The sequence below is a fragment of the Rosenbergiella nectarea genome (assembly GCF_900111105.1).
GTDB lineage: Bacteria > Pseudomonadota > Gammaproteobacteria > Enterobacterales > Enterobacteriaceae > Rosenbergiella > Rosenbergiella nectarea.
In genome coordinates this window covers 243,870-269,553 of the sequence record NZ_FOGC01000003.1, presented here as the reverse complement: position 1 = coordinate 269,553, position 25,684 = coordinate 243,870, and the positions used below count along the sequence as shown (strand labels likewise).

Here is a 25,684-nt window from a genome sequence, read left to right as displayed (position 1 = left end):
GAGTCCTTGCTACGAATTTACTCACCGAGGGGGCCACATATGAAAAAACGGCTAGTTTTTGAATTTTCATGCTGACAGTAATAGGTCTTAACCCGCTGTTTATCATCAAGTAAATAATACTGCAGGTGACAAAAATAAATTTAGGTTGTCACTTATACCTTCAATTACGGTTAAAATTGTCCATTCGTATACACCTGCCTCACCCTGCAACAGGTCTAACGGACGGTGGCTTAGGCTTACTATAGAAGTAATGGTAAGGTTTAAAGTGATCTTGAATTAAAGCTTGCTGGCGGGGAGCGGGGCGTTAAATAAAAAAGAAATAAAGAGAAGGCCGTATCGAGTTATTAAAAAAAGCCCTAATCCGTAGATTAGGGCAATAGACTTAGGCTTTAATACGTTTGCCGTTAGGTAGGGTATTGACGCCCCACATTCCCGCAACTGAACTTACAATCGCACCTAGAAGTAGCGCGACGAAAGACCATAGAGAGATTTTCGCTGCAGCTTTTGCTGCGGCATCGGCTTTTTGTTTGGCTTCTTGCTTAAATTGCGCATATTGCGCTTTAGCTTGGTCGACCTTAGTTTGTAATTGGTCGATACTTTGATTCGCTTGTTGCACCGCTTTATCACGAGCTTGGATAAAGTTATCAACCGCTTGGTCTGCTTGTTCCTGAGTCATTGAGGTGTTTTTCGCTAACGCATTTTTAACATCATCACGGTTGATCGATTTGCTGATCGTCTCTGTGCGAGCTTTCAGTTTATCGGTCAGTTGGCTAATGATTTGATCGCTGTTATCAGGTTGAGTGGCAATCGCTTTGCCTGCATCCATCACATCGTTTCCAGCTTGTTGTAACTGGTCTTGCAGATATTGAGGCTGTAATTCAGGGATATTCGATTTTTTGAGGGCATTGATGACGTCTTGGTTGGTATCAGACAGTTCAATGTTGGTATTGACCCCTAATTTATCGAAAATATCTTTGCTGAAATCAGCGGTATTGGCAACGGCCTTACCTGCACCACTGACTACGCTACCTGCACCGGATGCAACGGAGCTTACTGCGCTACCTGTCAGTTTGAGGAGACCTCCGACAGCCGAGAAACCTAATACGGTGGCAACCAACAGGGTCGTGCCCCAAATTAGGAAGCCATGTATCAAGCCATCTGCCCCGGCTAAACGACCTGCAACAAATCCGCCTGCAGCCAAACTAATAATTAATGCAATCACAGTCCATATCATCACGGCCTTATCAGCACCGTTTACAATATCGTCTTGTGTGGGAGAAAGAAGAGAGAAGCCTAAACTCGCGCCGAGAGTGGTTAAAAGTAGCGAAACTGCCAATACGGTAATAACGCCTGCAATGATGCTACCCCAAGAAATCCGGTTAGTAATTTTAATTTCGTTTTGTAATTCCATCTTTAACTCCATTTTAAAAGGATGACCCACTAATCAATGTAGTTCATGTTTAGGAAAATTCTAATTTTTACACTTTAATTTGATAGGGGAAGTCAAAAAAATGATAAGAGCTCGGTGTCGCAAGGTTTTCGAATGGAGAATGATGACTATTTATCAGGGGCTGCTAAAGCATAAAAGGGCGGTGAATGAATCCGCCCATATTTTGCCAGATTATAAATTGTTTTTGACTACCGCATTCTTTTGAGCCGATAGCGCCGACATAAATTGGTCATCGAGGTGCAGGTGTTGCTTAACCAATTCAATAGGTGTACTGGCTAACCACTGATTGAGAGAGATATCAGCATAATAATCGCTTTTAAATAACTCAAGGAAACGGAGCGGAGTATCACCGGTATTTTCAATATAGTGGCCCATAGCAAATGGGACATAACCGACATCCCCCGCACGATAATCAAAAGTACGGGCTTGACCTGACGAGGCAAATACGCCCATCCTCCCTTGGCCCTCGAGATAATATTGCCACTCATCGTTATTAGGATGCCAATGTAGCTCTCTCATACCGCCAGGAGCGATTTCAACTAACGCCGCAGCGATGGTTTTTGAAACGGGGAAATTCGATGAGTCGGTAATACGTACTTCCCCTCCTGCTGAGATAATAGGGCTTTGCTGTATCATCCGGTGAGTAAAGTTCTGTTTGGATTTTTTTCCTTTTTGGGGACTCGCAGACGCGATATCACCTGGAACTTTCCCTGCAAAAATATATTCATCTTTTGGTGAGGGTAAATGTGAAAAAGTCGATACGGGAACATTAAAGTTTTTAGCTAAAACTTCAGGAGGAATATGTTTGAACCAATCGGAAAGTAAGAAAGTACTGTCCTCATCAAAACCACCGTCGTCGAAAGCTAATAGAAATTCGCAGCCATCATTACCGATACCTTGAATTGAATGCGGAATACCCGGTGGAAAATACCAGAGGTCCCCCGCGGAAATATCATCAATAAACCAGCCGCCATCGGTATCGAATGCGGTTACACGAGCATTACCATAGGTCATGAAAGCCCATTCACCTTCTTTATGCCAGTGCAGTTCCCGAATCCCACCAGCATTGAGACGCATATCAACGCCAGCGATTGTTGTTGAGACCCCTAATTCGCGATTAGTCACTTGTCGAGTCCATCCGCCACTGCTGCGACGAATATGGGCATCGCTAAAGGAATAACGAAGGTTAGGTAGGGTTCCATTATCTGTCGCCGGAGGATTGACTAAATCCTTATTTTCCTGCTCGCGAAGTGGGTCATGGGGACCAGGGAAATCAGCTTTAAACGGATAAGCCTTAGTATCATTATCGTGTGCGAGCACTTCTCCTGCTGCGAGCATCATAGTGCCCCCCGCGGCAAAAGACATAAAGTTGCGTCGTGTGAAATTAGCCATCTAAACCTCCTGTCTGTGTGTACCTTCTCTTTTACGCCAGCAGGAAGCAAACTAAAAAAAAGACGTTGTAACATTATATTAACAATATTATTTCTTATATCGAATTAATGAGGGTTTTAGTCACAGGGTAACACCGGTGCATAGGGATTAGTAACGTAGATCCCCGTATTTTATTAGGTCAGACGATGCTTATTTTCAATTAACGCGAAGATTTTCTTTTTCGATTTTGTTAAAAATAAAGAGTGGGACGTTACATTTAGGATTTTTTTTACAATTCACTGTGCGGGTGAGTGGTAATAGCTTTAGCTTACAAGCAAGGAATAACGGCTGACCAATCATTAATATCTTTAACAACATTATCGTTAAAGGGTTATTTTCTCGCTTAATTACCAGTACAGGATATGCAAGGTCATGTATAAATTTTGGATAATTGGATGACTTATAATAAGTGGGTGCACACTAAATAATGATTGTTCTTATTCGAAGAGGGGAGCGGGGGATATTTTCCCAGAAAGGAGTGTTTTACCCGGTTCTTAAGCCGAGCGTACAAAAAACCTGCATCGAGCCATTATGTCGGGTGATCTCCCACACGGGTACTAAGATAGCGAAAGACAAAAAAATATTGCACATTATTGTTTGTCGACTAGGCTTAAAGTATAGCGTTGAAGAGTTAGGATTTTCCATCACTTAGGGATGAGTGCCGCTATGCCATAGTTGTTTATTCTTTAAACGATGCAATGGCCTCTACGAACTAAACACCAATTTCTTAACGAGCATCGTAATTGAAAGGTTTTCTTTTTCCTGATTACACCTTTACCCCCGCTGAATGGAATGTAGCATAAGCCTAGAGGAATTTTCGCTTTCTCTCGTCTGGATAGAACAGCCGTTCTACGATACTCTATAGCACATCATTTTCGACTCCAAACGGGCGCCCAATGTCTCAGTCTAAGCGTAAATTCTGGATGATCACGTTACTCGCAGTAATTATCGTACCTTGTATTATTATGGCTGCGCTGTTGATCACCGTGATGGTTGTAAAACCTTACTAATTCCAGACGTTGGGGAAGAATGTGAAGCTCGTTGGTTTTACCTTCTTACCCCAAATACCCCATCGTATAAATAACTCCTTTACGAATGTGTAGAACTTTGCTTCAGTAACGCCTTACTCCTTCTTGAGGCTAGCGTTATGGAACATACTTACCACACATCAATCACCTGGACCGGTAATTTGGGGCAGGGTACCGCACATTATCGTAGCTATGCGCGAACTTGGGATATTGCGCTGCCCGGTAAACCCATTATCGCCTGTTCAAATGATCCGCTACTCGGTGGCGATCCAACCAAGATGAATCCTGAAGATTTATTGATGTCATCACTGTCAGCCTGCCATATGTTGTGGTATTTACATCTCGCTTCAGCGGCCGGAGTGACTGTTGTCGGTTATCAGGATACCCCCACAGCCGTCGGCGAAGTCTTACCCAGTGGCGCGGGACGCTTTCTTTCCATGACCTTGCATCCGGTTATCACCGTCTTGCCCGACACGGACCTTGATCTCGCAAGAAAACTACATGATGACGTGCATCCTGTCTGTTTTATTGCGCGTTCAGTTAATTTTCCAGTGACCTACCAACCTCAATTTATTATCGCCTCCGAAGCCGCCTAATCTTGAGGCGGGTACCCTCCACTAAAGGTGAACGGATTAATCGTTGTCGGTGAATAAGGAGCTTAAGTGTGGCACAGCAAAATATTACGCTAATTACTGGCGGTTCGCGGGGGATCGGCAAGGCCACGGCGCTTTTGCTCGCAGAACGAGGACATAAGGTCTGTATCAATTATCGGCAGCGTGAAGATGAGGCCCTTGCGGTGGTTGAGGCTATCCGCCGGCAGGGCGGTTGTGCCCTTGCGATTGCCGCGGATATCAGCGATGAGCAACAGATTATTGAAATGTTTTCTGAGATTGATCAACGACTGGGGCCGATCACTGGACTCGTAAATAACGCCGCGAGGCTTTTTATCCAATCGCGAATTGAACAGCTTTCGGCCCCGCGCTTGGAGCAGCTCTTCGCCGCCAATATAAGTGGATCGATACTTTGCGCCCGCGAGGCGGTCAAACGTATGTCGACTCAACATCAAGGACGAGGAGGGGCAATCGTCAATGTGTCGTCGGCTGCGGCAAGGTTAGGTTCAGCCTTTGAATATACTGATTATGCGGCCTCCAAAGGCGCTATCGATACTTTCACGCGTGGCTTAAGTGTAGAAGTGGCTGCCGTCGGAATTCGAGTTAATGCGGTCCGACCAGGGTTTATCTATACCGATATGCATGCCGAGGGCGGCGAGGCCGACCGCATTGAACGGGTTAAGTCGCAATTACCCATGGCCCGAGGTGGGCAGCCGATCGAGGTGGCGTATGCCATCGCTTGGTTGCTTTCCGAAGAAGCCTCTTACGTTACAGGTAGCTTTATCGACCTCGCGGGGGGAAAATAGTGAATGGCTTGAGGTTTCTGATAAAGTAGGTAGACTTGTCTGTCTATTTTATCAGGGGGTATCATGTCGACTAAAGGGAAAATACGCGAGGCGGCGCATACGCTGTTTTACAATCAGGGTATCCATGCAACGGGCATCGATAGCATCATCAAGCTCGCAGGCGTTGCTAAACAAAGTTTCTATAATCACTTCGTCTCGAAACAGTGCTTGGTGTTAGATTACCTCGCGCTTCGCCATCAACAGTGGCTTGACCTTTATGCGACCCGACTGCAACTAACAGTCACCCCGCAGGATCGTATTTTGGCGATCTACGATGCCTACCAAGACCATGCTGAGCAACCTTACAAGAATGGGTTTCGGGGGTGTGGTCTACTCAATGCTGCCGCGGAATTTCCGGTTGATTCATTGGAACGACGTTGTGTCGCAGAACAGAAAGCCCAAATTCAACAATTTATTGAAACCGCATTGTGCGAAATCCCGTCGGTCAACGCTGAGCGTGCGGAATTATTGGCGCAAGAGTTCGCTTTTTTATTGGAAGGCAGTATCAGCCTCGCCGGACTGAGTGGCCATCCAGCATTACTGCAACGGGCAAAGCAGATTATTACTCAACGATTGGAGTGTCTATGAGCGCTACGTCACTCGGAAATAGTTGTGTCATTATCGCGGCCTTATTGTGGGGCACTACGGGCACAGTCGCGCGTTTAGCCCCGCAATTGAGCCCTATTGCTATCGCTTGTGTCGCCATGGGCATTGGCGGGATCCTACAAGCCCTCTTGGCGCTACCGGCTATTCTCAGCTCAGTGTCTCAACTCAAGCAACAACGAAGTTTATTAATATTCGGGGCCGGCGCGGTCGCTATTTATCCGCTAGCCTTTTACTGCTCAATGCACTTTGCTGGGGTGGCGGTCGGTACAGTCATCTCCATAGGCTCCGCGCCTTTATTTTCAGCCTTGATCGAGAATCGATTGGAAAAAAGCGCCTTAACTACGCAGTGGTTATGTGGGGCGCTAGTAGGCGTTGTTGGGATTTGCTTGCTCGCGCAATTGCACGCAGCACCTTCAGCGGTTAGCAGTCACTCCTCACTGGCCCTGCCCCTAGGCGTCGCCTTAGGCTTGTTGGCTGGGCTGACCTACGCGTTATATTCGTGGACTGCAAGAAGGATGATGATGAAGGGAGTATTAAGTCGAGCGGCGATGGGGTCGACATTCGGCTTGGGCGGTCTGTTGTTATTACCGTTGTTAATCGTGACCGGTGCGCCCCTGCTCGCATCATGGCGAAATGCGGCGGTGGGAAGTTATATGGCGGTCTTTCCAATGTGCATCGGCTACCTATGTTATGGGGCAGGTTTGGCGCGGATCAAAGCCAGCGTCGCCACGGCAATTACGTTACTTGAACCCGTGGTGGCCGCTTTACTCGCCGTGTTTATCCTCAATGAAACCCTATCCCCAGTGGGTTGGGCTGGGATAGGGTTAATCATTGCCAGTTTGGTTATTATTGCTTGGCCAATGCGGTCAAAGGTCAGTGATTAAGGTTACGTGGCCCACAGTTGCCGTAGTCATAGTCGGCAAAGCGCTTAGCGAATTGCTTTAACTGAGGTGGGGCATCAAGGGGCGAAAAGCGTATCTCGATAAAAATAGCTTTATCACGGTTTGGATTCTCTGCGGCCTGCAGCGCTTGATGCAGTGAAGGGATATCGTCCACGATAAAGGATAAGGCATGATTACCTTTATCGAGCACGCTCGGTAGCTTGGCATAGTCCCATTCGTTCACATCGTTATACGCAGAGGATTCGCCGAGAATAAGTCGTTCTATGGTGTATCCTCGATTATTAATGAGAAAAATAATCGGTGTAAGGCGCTGTTGTAGCAGGGTAGAAAGTTCTTGAACCGTGAGTTGTAACGAGCCATCGCCAATAAAGAGCAAATGCCGTTGGTCGGGTTGCGCAATCTGCGAACCCAGCAGAGCGGGTAGCGTAAAGCCTATGGATCCCCAAATAATTTGCGAATGATAGCGCGCGCCAGCCGGTAGCCGTAAGCTTGATGCACCACTGTGTGCGGTGCCCGCTTCACCAAAAATTATAACTTCCGGTTGAATGAAGGCTTGAATAGCTTGCCAGAAATAGGCCTGAGAAAATGTCGTCTGCGCCTCAGTCGATAGCGGTAAGGAAGGTCGAGGGGGCAGAGGCCGAGCTTCGCGATCGGTGACCTGTTCAGCTAATTTTGTTAATAACTCTTTGAGCATGACTCCCGGAAATTGTGCCCCTTTAATGGCCACATCGAAGCGTCTTAGCGAGATGAGTCGCGAGTTGTCGATAAGCTGGCTAAATAGCCCGGTATTACAATCCGTCAGGCGTAGGCCGACCCCTATCACGCAATCTGAATGGTGAATAGCATGACTTACGGTAGGTAAACTTGCCTGACCTGCGTAAACACCAAGATACAGTGCAGAATCTTCATCCATAATCCCTTTGGCGCTAGGCAGTACCGCATAAGGGATTGCCATCTTTTCGGCGATCGTGCGAATAACATCGATGACCCCAAAGCGTACCGCATCGTTATCGAGTAAGAAGACCGGGCTATTTTCTGGTCGCCATTGCGCTTGCAGGCGCGAAATAACGCGTTCGACTTGCAGTGGGTCACTCGTTGGCTCCATTAAGCACAGGGGCTGCGTCGGCACTTCAATCATCAGGTGAGTAATATCGGACGGTAGTTGTAGATGAACGGGCCGTCGCTCCAGCCAACAGCACTGTAGCAGGCGGTCGATCTCAATGACCGCATTCGCGGGGGTTAGACGTGTTTGCGCCACGGTAAACTCTGCGACACAGCGACCGATGTTATCGTAATCGCCATCGACTAATGTGTGATGAAGTAAGGCGCGTTCATTGACGGCATGCAACCGCGGTAAGCCACTGATATGCACAACAGGAATGTTTTCAGCATAGGCACCCGCTAAACCATTCAGTGCGCTCAGGTCACCCACTCCCCATGTGGTAACGAAAGCCCCTAGCCCATTGCTACGGGCATAGCCATCCGCTGCATAAGCGGCATTCAACTCATTACAATTATTAATAAATCTTATTGGGGAAGGCTGTAGGGTTTGTTCAAGGAAAGAGAGATTGAAATCGCCCGGTACACCGAAGAGATGGTTGATGCCGACTTCATGTAATCGCCGCAGTAAAAATTGTCCTAATGGCATTTGCATCGATGTCACCTCGTGCTAAAAGTGATGAATGATTTGTGCAGAGAATAAATATTTCTAATCAGTCTAACGGGAAAACGGCACAAGAAGTGTGCGTGTTTTGTATTGAAATGGCTTGAGTTACATAAATCGTGCGGGGAAAGGATGGATAACTTCGATTGGAAAATTATTTCGGCGTTGCAGCTTGATGGTCGTCTCACTAACCAAGAAATAGGCGAAAAGGTGGGTTTATCCGCCTCGCAGTGTTCGCGCCGCTGAACCGCGCTGGAAGAAGCAGGGATTATTCAGGGCTACTCCGCGCGGGTAAATGGTCAAGCGATTGGTTTACAGGTATTAGCCTACGTGCACATCAATTTACACAGCCACGAACCTAAATCGATGCAGCGTTTTCAACAAATTATCGATGGTGAAGCGGCGATTCAGGAAGTTCATATGGTTAGCGGTGAAGCTGACTATTTATTAAAGATTATCGCGAGCAATTTAGAGCAATTGGCTGATTTTATCTCTCACACCTTATTGGCCAGCGAAGTCATTAGCCACGTCAAATCCTTTGTGGTGTTAAAAAAACTCAAACAAATTAGTCAACTTCCAACACGGCCACTCTAAGAAACGTTCGTATCGGCTCGCGAACGTTCACATTGTTCTTGAAGCTGCTCGTGTTGATAGGGAGGCAAAGGGGTGGTCATCATCCGTTGGTAAGCGAGGCAAGCGGAAGTTGACCGACGTTGTTTGACTCGGGGAGTTGAACAGCCAACTATGAGCAAACTGATCAGAAGCCAAGAGTGGTATTGCACGATCAATATTTCCTTTCAACTAGATTAAACATTTAAGGGGGCAATTGAACGAAAACGTATACTAACCAAGAGGAACTGGAATATTTAGTTACACGGGGATTCTTAAACGGATTGGTGATAAATTTGTCTATATAAATAGTAATGCTAGAAATGATACCCAGGCTATAACAGGTGCTCTATATTCAGAAAATGGGCGCCGCGCCAATCAGTGGGTTCGCATTTATGACCAAGCCTATACATTGTGATTTAAGGGTGAATACGATGAAGATACCTTTTATTTTTGCGGCCATTTAAGACAGACAATAAAATACCCAGTATAACCATTTATTATCAGTACAAATACGATAACTCCTCGATTGAACCGCAATATTAGTGCTTACGGTCGCTATCCGCGCAACTGCCGGATCCGTCCCGGTTGGTGATAGTCTCCCAGCGGGCTGATTATCATGCTAACTCTCTGCTTTTTCTGATATTTGAGATAAGACAGGATACCTGCCCCTGTTTGAACAAACGTTGAGTCGGGACAGGGAAGGCGGCAGATCATTATGCTACGTTCAGGATTTTCTAGAGCGTGGAGCGGGGAATGCCGAGCTGCCGGGATATCACCGTCGCGCCGTGCCCCGGCAGATGAAGCTTCTTAATGTGAGCTTTCGCTCCACTGAGCATCAGCCCCACCAATAACAGGAATTTAGCTCATGGATGACAACGAAAACAGTGCTTATCACCGGCCAGTGTGGAATGACGACGGGCGGTTTTATTATGAAATCATTCCCCAGGCGAAAGCAAAAAATTACGTGGCGGTTTGCCTCAAGCCGGACGACAAAGTGATCCCGGTGATTTTTATTCCGGGGGTGATGGGGTCAAACCTGAAAAACGGAAAGAGTAAAGTCTGGCAGTTTAGCTTTTCGTCGCTTAAAAAATGGCCATTGGCCAACGCAAAAAAAAGAAAGGGGCTTCTGGATCCTGTAACCACAATGGTTGACGACAGCGGGAAGATTTTAAACAACGATGCTGACGGGAAAAAATTTCCGTCGCGACGCAAGCGGGGATGGGGAAGTGCGTTTTACAAGAGCTACGGGGAGGCGCTTGACCGCTTGCAGTACCTGCTCAGCGATGACGATATCCTGATGGATAATTACTTCAGGAAAGCGCAGCTGCAAACGGTGCCGGTAACGGCCATCCGGACCACCTTCCCGCGAATTCGCGGCATACTGGCCACTGATGTTGACCATGAGGGTGCCTATGCTGTGGACCCGGTGGACCGCTCCCGTTCGGTTTACAGCGACCTGTCCGACGCGCTGATGTTTACGGTCCGCTCGGTAGTGAAAATCGTGCAGCAGGTGCCGGCCCCATGAAAAAATTTCCGTTTCACCTACTTATTCCGCTGGCGTTGCTGCTGCTGGCGGCAGGATTATATATTCACCACTATGTGACGTTTGTGCATACGCCACCGGCGTTAACGGATAAGGAAAAACATATGGTCGATACCCTGTTTACCACCACCAAAGCCCAGTGTGTGGGGCGCTATGTTTTTGAGGTACCGGCCTCTTTTGAAAACACCCTGACGGACCGCGCCCGGATTAATGAGGTCAGTATCAGCAGCAAGCGACTCTACCGCCCGGCGTTTGTGCAGCGTATCCGGCTGCGGGAGGAGGTGCTGAAAAACAGCCATACAGTTGATCTGATAGATCAGCCTTTTCTCAAACAGGTGTACCGGGTCAGTGAGAATGCGGTGATCTTTGACCGTAATAGAAATGAGAGCGTGCCGGGATTTGGGCGCATTCTGGAAGGGCACCTGTACGTTGACGGGGTGGCATTTATAATTTCTTCAGAGATAAGAGATGTATCAGACCCTAAATATAAACAGGACCGCGTCGAGTATTTGAATGGAGGGATGGCTGAAAGTAAACTTAACACTAAGCCTCAGAAACTGGCGGAGCTACAGGACTTAATGTCACGCCTGAGCGGACGGAAAGATGATGAAATTCCGACGCAACCGGGAACCTGTATTTCGCAAGGGTTTATCCGTGATGGAAGTGCGAAGCCAAAGGAGGATATTACCTTTGTCTATCCGCATAACCCGGTATTTTCCCTGTCGGTTTCCACGAACACTTATCTTGGCGATCCGAAGAGCATGCTGGAGCGAAGCCATGAAATTCAGCCTTATCTGACAGAAGTTAAGGCAAAGACGCTGCGGAAGAGTAAAACACAAATAGCGGGATTTGAGGCCGATGAGTGGCTGAACGTTGCCCCATCAGAAAAATCACCCGGTCATCCGTCCGGACAGCTACTTTTCAACGCCATCGCTAATGAAAAAATAGTGGATTTTCGACATCCGATTATTGACCTAACATTAAGCAACCATACGCTGCCACCGCCAACTTACAGCGATAGCGAACTGGTGGAAATATGGGACCGTATCACAGGCTCTTTCCGTCTCAGGAATAATGCGTTCTGATCTCACTATTCAGGCTGACAATAAGGATATTCTTGGGATCTTTTTTTCTGATCGTAATCTTCTGTCCAGAAACAAACGTTGAGTCGGGACAGGGAAGGCGGCAGATCATTATGCTACGTTCAGGATTTTCTAAGGCGTGGAGCGGGCAATGCCGAGCTGCCGGGATATCACCGTCGCGCCGTGCCCCGGCAGAGGACGCTTAGCGTGAGCTTTCGCTCTACTGAGCACTAAACCCCGATCAAACCTGCTATTTATTGTGATTACATTATGGTGGGTTCCGGAAACGAAAAATGTCTCGTTAGAGCATATTGAACGTAACTTGATGCAGGGTAAGGCCTTACGCGATATCGGTAAATAACGAAACGGCGAGGGTGATTGAGGTCACCTTCGCCATAAAATTTAGTCTGCGACCAGCCACATATCGGCTTCTTCAAACATCTCTTCTAGCAGTCGGTTAAGCTTCTCACGATCGCTCTTACTGGCATCACTGTTTAAGCTATTCATTTGCATCGGTTTAACCCGTACTTCGGCATCAGGAAACAGTCGTCTTACTCGTAGGGTTAATTCTTGCAGAATAATCTCTGCAGCGTTATCGAGCCCGGCAACATTTCTTTTATCATACACCAATTCTACGTACATAACCCACCCAATAACTGTATAGATAAACAGTATAGTGCCTAGGCGTTAAGTCGTTGTCAAGTAGGGCTTTTAACTTCAGTGGGCGGCATTTCTCGAAATCATCAGCAGTCTGTGTCAGGATAATCCACTATCCTTAAATAATGAAAAAATCAATTTTACTATCCAGTGGAGAACCTTATGAAAGCCATCGTTTATCGTGACCATCAATTACCTATTACCGACCCTCAAGCGCTGTATGAAATTGAGACAGAAAAACCCACTCCTAGGGCGCGCGATATATTAGTTAAGATCGCGGCTATCTCTGTTAATCCAATCGATACGAAAATACGGCGGACGGCCAATACGGCAGAACCTCGTATCCTCGGTTGGGACGCGGTGGGGGAAGTGGTGGCGGTTGGCGATGAAGTCAGCTTATTCGCTCCCGGTGATAAAGTTTACTATGCCGGTTCGTTGATCCGTCCAGGAACCAATGCTGAATACCACCTGGTGGATGAACGTATTGTCGCCAAAAAACCCACCCAGTGTGGAGATGCGGAAGCCGCAGCGTTGCCTCTGACCGCCTTGACCGCGTGGGAACTGTTATTTGACCGTTTAGCCGTCGAGACTGATAAGCCTAAAACCTTGCTCATCATTGGCGCAGCAGGCGGGGTGGGCTCTCTCTTAACACAACTGGCCAGTAAACTGACTCAGCTACGCGTAATTGCTACCGCCTCACGACCCGAAACGGCGCAGTGGGTCAAAGCACTGGGCGCGGATGAGGTGATTGATCACTCGCACTCCCTCGTCGAAGGCTGTGGCAAGCTGGGCATTGAGCAAGTCGATTATGTGGCTAGCCTAACGCATACCGATAGTCACTATAACGAGATTATTGAATTACTGGCCCCACAGGGGAAATTGGGCTTAATTGATGATCCGCAAACCCTGGACGCACTGCCGCTGAAACGCAAAGCCATCTCTCTACACTGGGAACTGATGTTTACCCGCTCGCTTTTCGAAACCGTCGATATGATCCGCCAACATGAGATCCTGACTCGTGTAGCTAGCCTGATCGACCAGGGGGTATTAACAACAACGTTGGCAGAACACTATGGTGTCATTAATGCGGAAAATTTACGTAAGGCGCATGCGATGCTAGAAAGCCACAAGGCGAAGGGTAAAATTGTCTTAGAGGGTTTTTAAACTGCGTCGACGCGAAGGGGCAGAACGCACCCTTCGCTCGACAGTGAGATTTAGCGAAGTTGAGCGATCTCGTGTTCGGTTAGCGCTAACACCTGGCGCTGACCACTTTGCGAAGCCGCGACGGCTGCTTCAATCACGGCCATTACCGCTAGGGCTTCTACACCAGAAACCGGATTAGGGGCCCCTTGGCGTAACGCGTCAGCAATACCTTGATAGTAGCGACTTTGATCGCCGGCTGGCGTCGCGAGCGAGTGTGCCTTGCCTTCTGAGCAATAATAGATCACCTGATCATCATCCTGACCCCAAGTGTCGCTTGTCGGTAGGACGCCTGCAGCAAGCTGGGCTTCTTGCTGATCGATGCCCGCTTTGACTAAACTGCCTTCGGTTCCATGCGCGACAAAGCGTAAACTGCCTCCTGCGGCAAGCATTGAACAGTGAAGGATCACCCGATGCTGAGTATAGTTCAATACCACGTGTGCCCAGTCATCAATTTGCGCCCCTTCGCGTAATAAACAGATATTACCTTCTACGGATTGTGGTAATCCGAATAGCTGTAGCGCCTGGTCGACCAGATGTGGACCGATGTCGAACCATAAGCCGCTTCCCGGTTGTGCTTTCTCGCGCCAGCGATCGCGAACCTGTGGGCGAAAACGGTCCATATGAGACTCAAAATGGGCGATGGAGCCGATTTTACCTGCTAGTAAATACGTTTTTATCGCCAGAAAGTCACTGTCCCAACGGCGATTATGAAAGACGGATAGTAGACGCTGTTGCCGGTTGGCGACCTCGATGAGTTCACGTGCTTCCGCCAAATCAAGGGTGAAAGGCTTATCGACCACTACATGCTTATTAGTCTCTAGGGCGAGTTTGGCGAGGGGAGCATGGGTGGCGTTCGGGCTTGCGATCACCACTAAATCTACCTCTGGATGCGTGATAGCGGCTTCAGCATTGGCAATCACCTCGACAGCTGGATAGTCGTGGTGTACTTTTTCACTGTCGCTCGAGGCGATAATAAATAACTCTAACCCTTCAATTGCGCTGATTAATGGGGCATGGAAGGTTTTACCGACAAAGCCATAACCGATTAACGCAACCTTGATGCGGGGAACGGTTTGTTGAAGAACCTGAGTCATTTTGCGTCCTTTATGTAAGGTAAATGTTAAAATATTTTAACTAATATAATACGTTAGCAGGGATCTTCGCCAAAAAGAACCTCGACAAGCAACTTGATTTAGTTTTTTAAGCCGATTATGGTGTAAAGATCTTATTTCTGAGCGAGTATTCCCTCCGTGCAGACCCCATCACGTTTTACTGCAAAAAAGAGTCACTTAGCGTCTTTGCTGTTTCTTTTCAGCGTCGGCTGTTCAGGCCAATCGGCGATTGCCGACACGCTAACGGTCACCTATGCCGGGTCGATGGGTGTGGTCATGGATAACGGATTAGGGCCGGACTTCGCCAAAAAAAATCATATTGATTACCAAGGTCAAGGGCAGGGGGCGTACGGTATGGCGCGCTTGTTGGCTGCTAAAAAAGTCGTTGCCGATGTCTTCGTTTCGATAACGCCCGGACCTATCGATGTTTTGAAGCAAGCAGGGCTTGTCGATCATGCCCAACCCGTGGCCAGTACACGCATGGTTATCGCTTATAATCCCCATAGTCGTTTTGCACAGCAGTTTGCCCGATCGGGTGATGACGGACAGACGCCGTGGTGGAAAATTTTGTCTGAAACCGATCTACGCTTTGGTCGTACCGATCCAACCAGCGATCCGCAAGGCCAAAATATCATTTTCACGCTAAAACTGGCGGAACGCTATTATCAGCAACCGGGCCTGGCGAAAACCATTATGGGTGAATTGATTAACCCGCAGCAGATTGCGGCAGAAGGGGGATTATTAGCGCGTTTAGAAGCGGGACAAGTCGACGCCGCCTCTGGCTACGAAAGCGCTACCCGTTCTGCGAAACTGCCCTATGTGGTACTGCCCGATCACATCAACTTAAGCAATCCTGATTACAGCAAGCAATGGTATGACAAGGTGAACTTCACCTTGGCCGATCACACTGGGCAGCTGAAAACCTATCATCCTCAGCCTCTCGTATTTTATGCCGCGGTCCTAAAAAATGCGCCACATCCTCAATTGGCGCAGCAGTTTATCCATTACTTAACCAGTGCACCGGCTCAGCAGATTTTTAAGGATAATGGCTATGATCAGCCGAAAGGAAAAGCCCTTTACGCGCAATAACCCTCTGCGTTGTCGCTAATGTTGTTACGCAGTTTGATGTTTCCGGCACTGTGCTTGCTTGCCGTGCCGTTTATCACCCTATTACTGGTCACTCCCTGGCATCATTTTGCCTTAGCTTATGGCGATGCGCGCGCCGTCTGGACATCATTAAGTTTAAGTCTACTCAGCTTACCCCTAATCGTGATACTCGGCACACCTGTCTCGTTGTGGTTAGCGAATACGCGATCTTCATGGCGATTTGGGATCGAAATAGGGCTACTCATTCCCTTATTGACCCCGCCCTTAGCGATGGGAATTTTGCTGGTGGCGGCATATGGGCCTTATGGCACGTTAGGCGAAATAATTGCCCGACTGGGTGTCAATCTCACCAACACGCCTGCGGCTTTTATCCTCGCTCAACTCTACGCAGCGTTACCTTTTTACGTATTAATGGCTCGCAATGCGTTCGAGGCGGTACCGACGGCCGTTACCGAAGTGGCAGAGACGCTGGGGGCAAACCGTTGGCAGCTTTTCTGGCGCTTGTCGCTACCGCTCGCTAGGCGCGGCTTACTCAATAGTCTCTCTTTAGCGTGGGCGAGGGCATTAGGGGAATTTGGGATTGTGATGATCTTCTGTTATTTCCCGCAGGGTATCCCAGTCAAACTTTATGTTAATTTGCAAAATGGGGGAGTGGAGGCTGTTTATACCCTATTGTGGATCCTACTATTAACCAGTCTACCGTTGCCATTATGGTGTTTTTATCGTTCACGTAAGCCATAAGGCTAACCCGCCGAGAGAAGGCGGGCCCGAAGCGTTAATACAAAGAAGGCGCGCCGGGGGGACGCGTTTTAAAGCGGCGATGCAGCCACATGTACTGCTCTGGGGCCATCATGACACACCGCTCGACTAATTTATTCAGTGCGATGGCGGTATTCATATCAGAATCCACGGGAATATCTTCCGCAGCAGGTAGGATCACCATTTCGTAACCCTTATTACCCGGCAAACGCCGAGCTAAGAAAGGAATAATTGCAGGGTTACTCATTCGGATTAGCATATAGCTGCCTTTGGTTGAGGCTGCCTTATCGACAGCAAAAAAGGGCGCAAACACACTGCTTTTCGGGCCGTAATCATGGTCAGGGGCATACCATAGAATATCACCTTGCTTGAGGGCACGTAGCATGCCCTTTACATCGCGACGGTTAATCATATCTTTATTGGAACGCATACGACCGTAGGTCTGCAGCCAATCTATAACGGGATTATTATTGGGGCGATAGACACCAATCCCTGGGTTGTAGATTCCGAAAATGCGGGCACCAAGCTCCAACGTCAGGAAGTGGACGCCCAATAATAATACGCCTTTACCCTCTTGTTGGGCTTTCGATATATGCTCGAGGCCTGTCACCGCGAAGTGCTTTTTCACTCGCGCATCTGACCAAAACCACGCCATGCCGGTTTCAAATAGCGCCATCCCCACCGATTCAAAGTTCTCTTTGAGCAGCTTCTCTCTTTCTTGCTCTGACTTCTCGGGAAAACAGAGGTGTAAGTTGCGCGCAGCGACATACACGCGGTCGGTCATGACTTTCATCGCTAAGCGTCCAACTAACGGACCGAGCGTGTTCAAGAATTTATAGGGTAACTGTACGACTAAATAAAGCGCGCCAATACCACACCATAAGAGAAAATAGCGTGGATGCAGTAATTGGCGAGTAAACTTAGGCAAAATGGTCATTATAAACCCTGATCATCTAAATAAATTTTAACAATATGGCGGGCATTATACCGTAACCGAAGTCAAAATGCTGGCTTAGCTTTGTAAAATCCCTATACATCATACAGATGCTCTCAAATAATGGTTTCGAATATGCCGATCATCAAGTGTTGTCAATTTGCTACACTTATTCCCTAGCATAATGATGAGACGCTCTATGGCCCGTGAACATGACACTGAACTTTACCGTTACCCGCAACAACTTCGCGATACGTTAGCGCACCTTCCCTCGACGCCGGGCGTCTATTTCTTTTGGGCATCGAACAGCCATGTGCCCTTGTATATTGGTAAAAGTGTCAATATTCGTTCTCGTGTACTTTCGCATCTGCGTACCGTGCGAGAGGCAAAGCTTCTGCGGCAGACGGATAGGATCACTTATACCGAGACGGCAGGGGATATCGGCGCGCAGCTGCTTGAAGCAACACTTATCAAGCAGCTCATCCCCTTACACAATAAACAGCTACGAAAACAACGGTCGCTCTTCACCTTGCAATGGAATGAGCCTCGTATCGCTTTCGTCAGCTCTACCGAACACAACTTTGCTCGCACGCCTAACCTATACGGTTTGTTTCGAAATAAACGCTCGGCGATGGAGTTCATCCAAAACTTGGCCGACGAGCATCAGCTCTGCTTAGCCACCTTAGGTGTCGAGACCGCTCAACGGGGTAGGGGATGCTTTCGGTCAATGTTAGGGAAATGCCGGGGGGTGTGCCAAGGTAAAGAAACCCTTGAACAGCATAGTCGCCGAGTCATTCAAGCCTTGTCTGCTTGGCAGATAAAAATGTGGCCTTACAAAGGAAGAGTGGCGATTCACGAGCAGCGTGAAGGATTTAATGACTACCACATTATCGATCACTGGCGCTATATCAATACGGTTGATACCTTAACGGTCGTACCGCAGACGCAACATGAAAATAGCTTCGACGGCGACAGTTATCGTATTCTTTGCCGTGCACTGTTTAGTGGGGTTGAGGTCATTCCTTTAGACGAATAAAAAAGGTAAAGGTTGAGTACGCTTTACCTTTTCTCGTGGGGGTGGAGCGGTCAAGTCATGATAGAGAAGTGCATATCTTCAATCAGTAATGCGCCTTGACGCAAGATAGTGCGCTTTCCTACATATTGCTCACGAATCTGTGGCCATTTGGGAAGCTCAGTACACTCTTTTTGCCATACACCACGGTAGTCGGGATTAATCGATTCAAATTCGTTTCGTGTTAAGGTAAACATTCGTCTTCTCCTCGGATTGTTCAATACCAGACTGACTTTACGATCCCGTTAGGGAATAGGAATTAGGAATTTTGTCTTCATAATTGATAGTTCCTTACTCCATATAACAACTATAGTGTGACAATCAGATGACGGCTGTGTTTTTTACAAAAATTGAAATTTCTTTTTCTTAACTGAAAGTGCGGAGGGGGAAAGGAGGGGAATCGAGTAGACCTGTAAGGCCTACTCGCGGGGCTTAACGTTGATTAGCCGTTAAAGCGGACGACGACGTCTAAAAATTCGGATACCGCCACTTTTTACCGTCACTAAAATAATGCCAATCACGACTAAGTTCGCTCCCCAAACAAAACTATTTTGAATGGTTTCGTGCAATAACAATGCGCCTAGAATCACGCCAAACAGGGGCGTCATAAAAGTGAGCACGCCTAATTGTGAGGCTACATATTTTTTAAGTAGCGCAAACCAAGCCAGAAAGCTGATAAAACAGATGACCACAGACTGAAAGGTTAATGCGGTGATATTCTTTAGCGTCGGTTCAAAGAGCGTATTACCACTTAACCAGCTTGCCAATAATAAAATAATGAATGAGACAATTAATTGGTAAAGCAGGATAGGACGCGATCCCATCTGATTAACACGAGAACTGCGAACAACCACCGTGGTCGCGCCCCACATTAAGCCAGAAAGTAATGCAAAAAAGTCACCCTTAAGCATAGTGCTATCACCAAATCCACCGGAGAAGGAGACGCAGATACCAATAAAGGAGAAGACAATACCGACCCATTGTAATCCGGATAAACGCTCATCTTTGATGGCAAAGTTTAAGCCCACCGCAGCAAATATTGGCGACGTGTAGAGAAAAACAACGACGTGACCCGCTGTGGTATATTTGACGGCTTCCGAAACGAAGAAATACTCTAGCGAGAACAGTAGCCCAACCAAACCGCCCATTAGCCACATGCCGTTGGCCATAGGGAAGCGTTGGCGTTGTATCGTCATTAGTACTCCTAGCATTAATGCGGCGATACCTGAACGAAAGGCCAATAAAAGTAGCGGGGAGAAATTACCGGCTATTTCTTTCAAAATGACTTGTTGTGAACTCCAAACAAGACAAATCAATAGCATTGCGATAACCGCAGTCCCATCAAGTTGTTTTCTAACGTCCATAATGCTCCTGTTTAGTGTCGAAATAATAAGTGGGCGCGGACTATATCATACAAATTATCAATGGTTCGCATGCTAGGAAGGATAATCCATTGATAAAAAAAAGCCCGCAAAACGCGGGCAAGATAACTAGAGCAATGTGAGTAAGTTAGGGGAATACTTGATTAAATTACTAAAGTATTCCGTCCCCTCAAAATAGTGCCACAACGCACGTTTTGCAACGTTATTAGGGACCCTAGACATAAAAAAAGCACCCTAAGGTGCTTTTTTTACCGCTAGATAGAATTATTTTCTGCCTAACAGGTAACCAAATGCAACGCCAACCGCTGCAGCAACCGCTAGGCCTGCATAAGGCTTGTCTGAAACTTGTTGCTTGATAGTGTCAGCCGCGTCTTTAACAGCATAGCTTGCTTGCGAAGCATATTTACGCGCTGCGCCGCGTGCATAGTGGTCACCTTGATCAGTGACATCACCGTAGGCTTCTTGCGCTGCACCTGCATATTCTTCAACTTTATCTTGGATTTTACTAACCATTGAAATGCTCCTTGGTAGGCTGATGTAATGTTAATGATTAAACTATAGCAAAGAAAAAAAATTATGGTGCGCTTACGGACTTTTCCTAAGTAAATAGCATTTTAAGGCGCCGTAGCGGAAACCGGGCAAGTCCAGGTAACCATTGCATCGTGTCCCGGATCGATAATTCTAAAGCGGTCTGTCGAAAGCCGCTGAGCCAGGAAACCCTCAGAGGTTGTCGCACTGGGGATGTAAAGAGAACGATTCGCACTATGCAGATAGCCACTCTGCATAGTCGTCCCATGATCGGTTACCGTGAAACGTTGAATTTCGTCGAATACCCAGGCTTGAGACTGTCCAGTCACTTGTCCACTTAGGGTGGATACCTCGCCGGGACAGAGTCGACCATAGGGTTTATGGCTACAGGCAGACAGTAAAACCATCATGGGAACTACATAAATCATTCCTCGCATCAAAACTCCCTTTGTAGCGTCGCAGCGGTATCAGTCAATCAGGGTTGCAAATAAGGATAGTCGGTCAGTTGTAATTGTCGTTGCTTTTGTTGCGCAATTAAGGTGGCTTGCGCACCGATTGGCAAGGTGACAGTATCGGCATTATGTCCAAAATCCAGATTATTGATAAAAGGAACACCGGTTTTTTGCTGCAGATATTCCCACACTGTATCCAGTTGATAGCCATCATCGTAGGCGGTGGGCTCCCCATGAGTAAAGCTACCGGTGATAATCGCCTTTTGTTGAGCCAAAATTCCGGCGTGGTGCAGTTGTAGTAACATCCGCTCGACACGGAAGGGGCTTTCGTTAATATCTTCTATTACGAGGATCCCTTGACTAATTTTCGGTAGCCAAGGCGTTCCGACGAGAGAGCAGATCATTGCCAAATTCCCCCCCCACAGCTGCCCTTGCCAATGGCCAGAAAGATCGTGATTATCTTCCCAGTTAAGACTGTATTCAGGCTGGGAAAGTAGCGACCAAAAATGTGTATCGGTAAACGCTGACAGCGTTTCTGCGCCGAAATTACCTGCTAACATTGGACCACTAAATGTCACTAATCCTGTTTTGGCTAAGAGAGCGAGCTGTAACGCGGTAAAATCGCTATGACCACAGAGTAAAGCAGGTTGCTGACTCAGCCGCGCGTGTAACCCTGGATAATCGATATCCGGCAGCAGTCGACTCATTCCATATCCCCCTCGTACCGCAAGAACAATATCTGGGAGTTCAGTCAGGGTGACCAATTCATTGATGTCCTTAAGTCGTTCAGCATCGGTGCCGGCAAAGCGTTGTGACCGACGTTGGATTACCGAAGTGTTCTCGACCCGATGGTCGCCGCTGAGCCGTTCAAGGGCGCGTTCGGCGGCCGATTGATGTTGACAATAACCCGAGGGCGCTATCAGGCGTATAGTGCGAGAAGTCGACATACGTGTACTCAATTTTGGGTAAAAATTTATGATGAGTGAGTCATCCATTGAAGGCAAGAACTCTCTAAAAAATTTGATGATGGGGAATCAAAATTAGGATCTTTCTGCTTTTTATGCTAAAAACCCTTAAAATCATGAAAAAATTCTGATTAATGAGGCAATGGATGTCGTTTTTTTAAGACAAACTGCCATTTTTAAATTTTTGCTGCTGAGTAACATAGCTCGCAATTCATTATCTAGGAACTCCATGACGTGAAAAGCAAACTTTTGCTGTTGACGGTCCTCACGCTGTCAGCCTGTTCACAGCATCCGACACAGACCACTGAAACATCTTCTGTCCAAAGCTCTAAATTTCTACTTGATCCTCAATCGATCGCCAAACCGGGGAAAGTGATCACCAACGATCATTGGTCCCGTTATACCCAAGATGCCGCCAGTCATTATGGCGTTGACCCGAAGCTCGTCAGCGCCATTATTAGTGTCGAATCCGGTGGAAACCCGAAAGTGGTCAGTCACTCCAACGCTATCGGTTTGATGCAGATAAAAGCCTCGACCGCGGGGCGTGCTGTCTATCAAGCGACTGGCCGTCGTGGGCAACCGAGTGGACATGAACTTAAAGATCCGGCAAAGAATATACAAATTGGTACAGCTTATTTGAAGTTGCTACAAGAAAATGAGTTATCGGGAATTAAAAATCCGGTGACGCTTCGCTACGCCACCATTGTGTCTTATGCGAATGGTGCGGGGGCGTTGATGCGTATTTTTTCATCAAGTCGTGAGCGGGCGATTGCCAAAATTAACCACATGACGCCAGAGCAATTTATCAGTTATGTACAGCGCGAACACCCTGCAGCCCAAGCGCCACGCTATCTGCGGAAGGTAACTGAAGCTTACCAAGACAGTTAACATCATAAATAATAAAGTTTTTATCAATTTTTATTCGCCACTGTTAAAATTGTTGCCTATAATAATTTTGACAGTGTTTAAAAATATTCATTAATCACTTTGTGAATAACTAAATTGATGTTTGTCAGATAAGGAGCAGTAAATGGGTATTCTTTCGTGGATTATCTTTGGTCTGATCGCAGGGATCCTTGCGAAATGGATTATGCCAGGTAAAGATGGCGGCGGTTTTATCGTCACCGTTATTCTTGGGATTGTGGGTGCGGTCGTTGGTGGCTGGATCAGCACGTTCTTCGGGCAGGGTCGCGTTGACGGCTTCAACTTCGGAAGCTTTGTGGTCGCGGTTATCGGCTCAATCGTCGTGCTGTGGATCTACCGCAAAATCAGAAGCTAAATTCTGACGAATAAAAAAGGTCATCTTAGGATGGCCTTTTTTTATGTCTAGTGATCACGAATCACTGCAGGTGTTTGCCTTCATGTTACAATTGCTCAACGCAATTGCTAATCATAGGCCAAACTCATGAATGAATTCTCTTTACTTTGTCGAATCTTAGGCACGCTTTTCTATCGCCACCCAAACGATCCTGTGGTCGAGCCACTCTGGGATCTTCTCGCACAAGGTAAACTTAATCAACACTGGCCTCTCGAGCAGGATGAACTCTTGGCGCAGCTACAACGTCCCTACGAGCGTGACAGTTTATGTGCCGATTACGACGCATTATTCAGGGGGGAATCACCGGCAGTGACTCCCTTTGGTCATCAATGGCCACAAGGTCCCGCTGAAGCCGAGGTCAAAAACTTCTTAACCACTCGTGGTATGCCTCTTTCTGATACGCCTGCAGACCATGTTGGTTTACTCCTCCTTGCGGCCTCATGGTTAGAAGACCATGCTGCGGACGATGAAAATCAAGCCATTATTATTTTATTTGAGACGTTACTGCTACCTTGGTGTGGCGCATTCTTAGGAAAAGTAGAGGCACACGCGCAGACCGGATTTTATCGTGCCCTTGCCATGACGACCCGTGGCGCTGTGCAGGCTATGGCAGAGGAGCTAATCGAGACTGAAGAGTTCGACGACGAAGAGGAGCAGTAAGATGCAATATGAAACTGGATTTATCAATGAGTTAGTGGCACTACGTCATACCTTGCACCAGCATCCTGAGGCTGCTTTCGAAGAAGTGGCCACTGCTGCTGCCGTAGAAGCCTACTTAACACAGTGCAATATGGACGAAATCCATACAGGTATCGGTAAAACGGGTATTGTCGCGCTTATCAAAGGTAATCGGCCCGGTAAAATGATCGCGCTGCGCGCGGACATGGATGCGTTACCGATGCAAGAGGGGCACGATGCGTCTCAGGTTGCATACTGTTCAACCGTTGCGGGGAGATTTCACGGCTGTGGCCATGATGGTCATACCGTTATGTTGCTGGGGGCTGCGAAGATATTGGGCCAACACCGTGATTTTGCCGGAACGCTAGTCTTTATTTTCCAGTGTGCGGAGGAGAATTTACTTGGCGCCCCGGCAATGCTAAATGATGGACTTCATCAGCGCTTTCCGTTCGAAGAAATTTATGGCCTGCATAACATGCCGGGTCGTCCACGCGGAATCATAGAAGTTAACCAAGCGGCAACCCTGACCGCCAGTGATATTTTCAGCTTAACGTTACTGGGTAAAGGCGGGCACGGTGCAGTCCCTGAGCGCTGTATCGACCCTATTGTTATGGCTGCGCGCTTAATCGCGGATTATCAAACGATCGTCAGCCGGTCTATTAGCCCCTTACAGACGGCGACCATTAGCTTTGGTTCCATTCAGGGCGGGAGTTCTCACAATATCATTCCTGATCAGGTGACCCTGACGGGAACGGTACGAACTTATGATCCGCAAGTCCGAGTTGAAGTGAAGCAGCGTATGCAGCAGTTACTCGATAGCATAACTCAAGGTTTTGGTGGAAGGGGGGAAATCACTTATCTTGCAGGCTGTCCCGCGGTAATCAATGATGCGCAGTTAGCAGGGGAATTAGTGATAGCGCTGCAGTCATGGCGAGGCAGTGAGTCCTGCTATTTAGCGAATAGCCCGGTTGGACCTTCTGAGGACTTCGCCTTCTACCTCGACTACGCACCAGGGGTCTACGGCTTCCTCGGACTAGGTGATAAACCAATGTGCCACCATCCTGAGTACGATTTTGATGATGGAGTCATTGGTCAAGGTATCGATTGGTGGCTCACTATTGCGTATGCGCGTGCAGGATATCGTCGCTAAATATTGATGGAATTAGCCTAGGGTTTTATCGGACCAGTTACGTTGGCACCGGTACACCCAGGCAGGTGGGACATTCTTTAACACGCGTTGTCTTTCCCAAATAAAATAGCGAGATAGCTCGGGTTGCGTTAGGGAGGTGTATTGAAACTGTATGAATACACCGCCCGGCGCCAGAGTCTCATGCACTTTTCCTAGGATAGCGTGGCGAATTTTCGCCGGTAAGGATAACAGTGGTAGCCCGGAAAAGATCACATCATAATGTCCAGTCAGGTGTTCTGCAGAGTGCGAATGGATTGACATGCGGTCATCTTGAATTTGACGCAATTTTTTAACTAAGGGTGGGCTAATTTCAAAGACATCCAGTGAAGCATTCGTGGCCAGATGTTGCAGCAACACGCGCGTTAACACGCCGTCACCTGCGCCTAATTCTGCTGCACGTGTGACTTTTGGCCAATCGGCGCACTGCGCCATCGTTTCGCAAAGTATGAGAGATGAGGGGGTTATGCTGCCAATTGCGCGAGGATTTCTGATGAATTGTTGCACGAATCCAGCTTTTGAACGGAACATATTTATTGCTGAAGCCAGCATATCAAC

General features: G+C 47.6%; 28 protein-coding genes and 1 pseudogene. 17 read left to right on the top strand and 12 right to left on the bottom strand.

Going from position 1 to position 25,684, the window contains the following annotated elements; all coding sequences use genetic code 11:
* Nucleotides 1-382 precede the first annotated feature (382 nt).
* Nucleotides 383-1,411, bottom strand: a complete 1,029-nt coding sequence (locus tag BMX14_RS05905) for a TIGR04086 family membrane protein (protein WP_092674153.1) — start codon at nt 1,409-1,411, stop codon at nt 383-385.
* A gap of 210 nt (nt 1,412-1,621) precedes the next feature.
* Nucleotides 1,622-2,842 (bottom strand): cupin domain-containing protein, encoded by a 1,221-nt coding sequence (locus BMX14_RS05900; RefSeq protein ID WP_092674150.1) that lies wholly within the window; start codon nt 2,840-2,842, stop codon nt 1,622-1,624.
* Between the two features lie 1,186 nt (nt 2,843-4,028).
* On the opposite strand from BMX14_RS05900, the gene BMX14_RS05895 reads away from it, so the two are divergent.
* The 4 genes from BMX14_RS05895 to BMX14_RS05880 all read left to right on the top strand — a co-directional run bounded on the left by BMX14_RS05895 (nt 4,029) and on the right by BMX14_RS05880 (nt 6,855).
* Nucleotides 4,029-4,505, top strand: coding sequence for an OsmC family protein (locus BMX14_RS05895; RefSeq protein ID WP_092674147.1), 477 nt, complete (start codon nt 4,029-4,031; stop codon nt 4,503-4,505).
* A gap of 68 nt (nt 4,506-4,573) precedes the next feature.
* Entirely contained in the window at nt 4,574-5,326 is a 753-nt protein-coding gene (locus tag BMX14_RS05890; RefSeq protein WP_092674144.1) for an SDR family oxidoreductase, read from the top strand.
* A gap of 63 nt (nt 5,327-5,389) precedes the next feature.
* Nucleotides 5,390-5,953, top strand: coding sequence for a TetR/AcrR family transcriptional regulator (locus BMX14_RS05885; RefSeq protein ID WP_092674142.1), 564 nt, complete (start codon nt 5,390-5,392; stop codon nt 5,951-5,953).
* Nucleotides 5,950-6,855, top strand: a complete 906-nt coding sequence (locus BMX14_RS05880) for a DMT family transporter (RefSeq protein WP_092674139.1) — start codon at nt 5,950-5,952, stop codon at nt 6,853-6,855. Before BMX14_RS05885 ends, BMX14_RS05880 begins: the two co-directional genes overlap by 4 nt.
* On the opposite strand, the gene BMX14_RS05875 is transcribed toward BMX14_RS05880, so the two are convergent.
* On the bottom strand, nt 6,845-8,527 hold the full coding sequence (locus BMX14_RS05875; protein ID WP_092674136.1) for an alpha-keto acid decarboxylase family protein: 1,683 nt from the start codon (nt 8,525-8,527) through the stop codon (nt 6,845-6,847). The two genes, BMX14_RS05880 and BMX14_RS05875, sit on opposite strands and share 11 nt — an antisense overlap.
* Before the next feature lie 141 nt (nt 8,528-8,668).
* Here BMX14_RS05875 and BMX14_RS16820 point away from each other — a divergent pair, with 141 nt between their 5' ends.
* The 5 genes and pseudogenes from BMX14_RS16820 to BMX14_RS16810 all read left to right on the top strand — a co-directional run.
* Complete coding sequence (locus tag BMX14_RS16820; RefSeq protein WP_230527324.1) at nt 8,669-8,782, top strand: Lrp/AsnC family transcriptional regulator; 114 nt, start codon at nt 8,669-8,671, stop codon at nt 8,780-8,782.
* 84 nt (nt 8,783-8,866) lie between these two features.
* On the top strand, nt 8,867-9,130 hold the full coding sequence (locus BMX14_RS16815) for an Lrp/AsnC ligand binding domain-containing protein (RefSeq protein ID WP_230527322.1): 264 nt from the start codon (nt 8,867-8,869) through the stop codon (nt 9,128-9,130).
* 883 nt (nt 9,131-10,013) lie between these two features.
* Nucleotides 10,014-10,673, top strand: coding sequence for a hypothetical protein (locus BMX14_RS05860; protein ID WP_092674133.1), 660 nt, complete (start codon nt 10,014-10,016; stop codon nt 10,671-10,673).
* Nucleotides 10,670-11,776 carry a T6SS immunity protein Tli4 family protein gene (locus BMX14_RS05855; protein WP_092674130.1) on the top strand — a complete coding sequence of 369 codons (1,107 nt, stop codon included), beginning with the start codon at nt 10,670-10,672 and terminating at the stop codon, nt 11,774-11,776. Before BMX14_RS05860 ends, BMX14_RS05855 begins: the two co-directional genes overlap by 4 nt.
* A gap of 241 nt (nt 11,777-12,017) precedes the next feature.
* Nucleotides 12,018-12,134, top strand: a pseudogene (locus tag BMX14_RS16810) (hypothetical protein); the annotation flags it as partial.
* 41 nt (nt 12,135-12,175) lie between these two features.
* Here BMX14_RS16810 and BMX14_RS05850 read toward each other — a convergent pair.
* Complete coding sequence (locus BMX14_RS05850; RefSeq protein ID WP_092674127.1) at nt 12,176-12,415, bottom strand: DinI family protein; 240 nt, start codon at nt 12,413-12,415, stop codon at nt 12,176-12,178.
* Nucleotides 12,416-12,592: 177 nt separating this feature from the next.
* On the opposite strand from BMX14_RS05850, the gene BMX14_RS05845 reads away from it, so the two are divergent.
* Nucleotides 12,593-13,594, top strand: a complete 1,002-nt coding sequence (locus BMX14_RS05845) for a zinc-binding alcohol dehydrogenase family protein (RefSeq protein ID WP_092674124.1) — start codon at nt 12,593-12,595, stop codon at nt 13,592-13,594.
* A 50-nt stretch (nt 13,595-13,644) separates the two neighbouring features.
* Here BMX14_RS05845 and BMX14_RS05840 read toward each other — a convergent pair whose 3' ends face one another.
* Nucleotides 13,645-14,727, bottom strand: coding sequence for an oxidoreductase (locus tag BMX14_RS05840; RefSeq protein WP_092674121.1), 1,083 nt, complete (start codon nt 14,725-14,727; stop codon nt 13,645-13,647).
* A 156-nt stretch (nt 14,728-14,883) separates the two neighbouring features.
* Here BMX14_RS05840 and BMX14_RS05835 point away from each other — a divergent pair, with 156 nt between their 5' ends.
* Both BMX14_RS05835 and BMX14_RS05830 read left to right on the top strand, forming a co-directional pair.
* A complete protein-coding gene (locus BMX14_RS05835) occupies nt 14,884-15,834 on the top strand; it encodes an extracellular solute-binding protein (RefSeq protein WP_408011861.1) in 951 nt (316 codons plus the stop codon).
* A gap of 18 nt (nt 15,835-15,852) precedes the next feature.
* A complete protein-coding gene (locus BMX14_RS05830; RefSeq protein WP_092674266.1) occupies nt 15,853-16,593 on the top strand; it encodes an ABC transporter permease subunit in 741 nt (246 codons plus the stop codon).
* A gap of 34 nt (nt 16,594-16,627) precedes the next feature.
* Here the strand turns inward: BMX14_RS05830 and BMX14_RS05825 are convergent, their stop codons facing one another.
* A complete protein-coding gene (locus BMX14_RS05825) occupies nt 16,628-17,548 on the bottom strand; it encodes a Kdo(2)-lipid IV(A) acyltransferase (RefSeq protein WP_092674117.1) in 921 nt (306 codons plus the stop codon).
* Nucleotides 17,549-17,744: 196 nt separating this feature from the next.
* Between BMX14_RS05825 and BMX14_RS05820 the strand changes: the two genes are divergently transcribed.
* A complete protein-coding gene (locus BMX14_RS05820; protein WP_230527320.1) occupies nt 17,745-18,581 on the top strand; it encodes an endonuclease in 837 nt (278 codons plus the stop codon).
* A 50-nt stretch (nt 18,582-18,631) separates the two neighbouring features.
* Here the strand turns inward: BMX14_RS05820 and BMX14_RS05815 are convergent, their stop codons facing one another.
* The 5 genes from BMX14_RS05815 to ldcA all read right to left on the bottom strand — a co-directional run bounded on the left by BMX14_RS05815 (nt 18,632) and on the right by ldcA (nt 21,926).
* On the bottom strand, nt 18,632-18,814 hold the full coding sequence (locus tag BMX14_RS05815) for a hypothetical protein (protein ID WP_092674111.1): 183 nt from the start codon (nt 18,812-18,814) through the stop codon (nt 18,632-18,634).
* Nucleotides 18,815-19,066: 252 nt separating this feature from the next.
* Nucleotides 19,067-19,981, bottom strand: a complete 915-nt coding sequence (locus tag BMX14_RS05810; protein ID WP_092674108.1) for a DMT family transporter — start codon at nt 19,979-19,981, stop codon at nt 19,067-19,069.
* A gap of 282 nt (nt 19,982-20,263) precedes the next feature.
* Entirely contained in the window at nt 20,264-20,512 is a 249-nt protein-coding gene (locus tag BMX14_RS05805) for a glycine zipper domain-containing protein (RefSeq protein WP_092674105.1), read from the bottom strand.
* Between the two features lie 101 nt (nt 20,513-20,613).
* Nucleotides 20,614-20,964 (bottom strand): hypothetical protein, encoded by a 351-nt coding sequence (locus tag BMX14_RS05800; protein ID WP_230527318.1) that lies wholly within the window; start codon nt 20,962-20,964, stop codon nt 20,614-20,616.
* Between the two features lie 38 nt (nt 20,965-21,002).
* On the bottom strand, nt 21,003-21,926 hold the full coding sequence (ldcA, locus tag BMX14_RS05795) for a muramoyltetrapeptide carboxypeptidase (protein WP_092674102.1): 924 nt from the start codon (nt 21,924-21,926) through the stop codon (nt 21,003-21,005).
* 252 nt (nt 21,927-22,178) lie between these two features.
* Between ldcA and BMX14_RS05790 the strand changes: the two genes are divergently transcribed.
* The 4 genes from BMX14_RS05790 to BMX14_RS05775 all read left to right on the top strand — a co-directional run bounded on the left by BMX14_RS05790 (nt 22,179) and on the right by BMX14_RS05775 (nt 25,090).
* Nucleotides 22,179-22,832, top strand: coding sequence for a transglycosylase SLT domain-containing protein (locus BMX14_RS05790; protein ID WP_092674099.1), 654 nt, complete (start codon nt 22,179-22,181; stop codon nt 22,830-22,832).
* A gap of 142 nt (nt 22,833-22,974) precedes the next feature.
* The gene (locus tag BMX14_RS05785; RefSeq protein ID WP_092674096.1) at nt 22,975-23,223 is read left to right on the top strand and encodes a GlsB/YeaQ/YmgE family stress response membrane protein; all 249 of its coding nucleotides are present in this window, start codon (nt 22,975-22,977) and stop codon (nt 23,221-23,223) included.
* 126 nt (nt 23,224-23,349) lie between these two features.
* A complete protein-coding gene (locus BMX14_RS05780) occupies nt 23,350-23,922 on the top strand; it encodes a TorD/DmsD family molecular chaperone (RefSeq protein ID WP_092674093.1) in 573 nt (190 codons plus the stop codon).
* Nucleotide 23,923: 1 nt separating this feature from the next.
* The gene (locus tag BMX14_RS05775) at nt 23,924-25,090 is read left to right on the top strand and encodes an amidohydrolase (RefSeq protein ID WP_092674090.1); all 1,167 of its coding nucleotides are present in this window, start codon (nt 23,924-23,926) and stop codon (nt 25,088-25,090) included.
* Between the two features lie 12 nt (nt 25,091-25,102).
* On the opposite strand, the gene BMX14_RS05770 is transcribed toward BMX14_RS05775, so the two are convergent.
* Entirely contained in the window at nt 25,103-25,678 is a 576-nt protein-coding gene (locus BMX14_RS05770) for a class I SAM-dependent methyltransferase (protein ID WP_092674087.1), read from the bottom strand.
* Nucleotides 25,679-25,684: the final 6 nt, after the last annotated feature.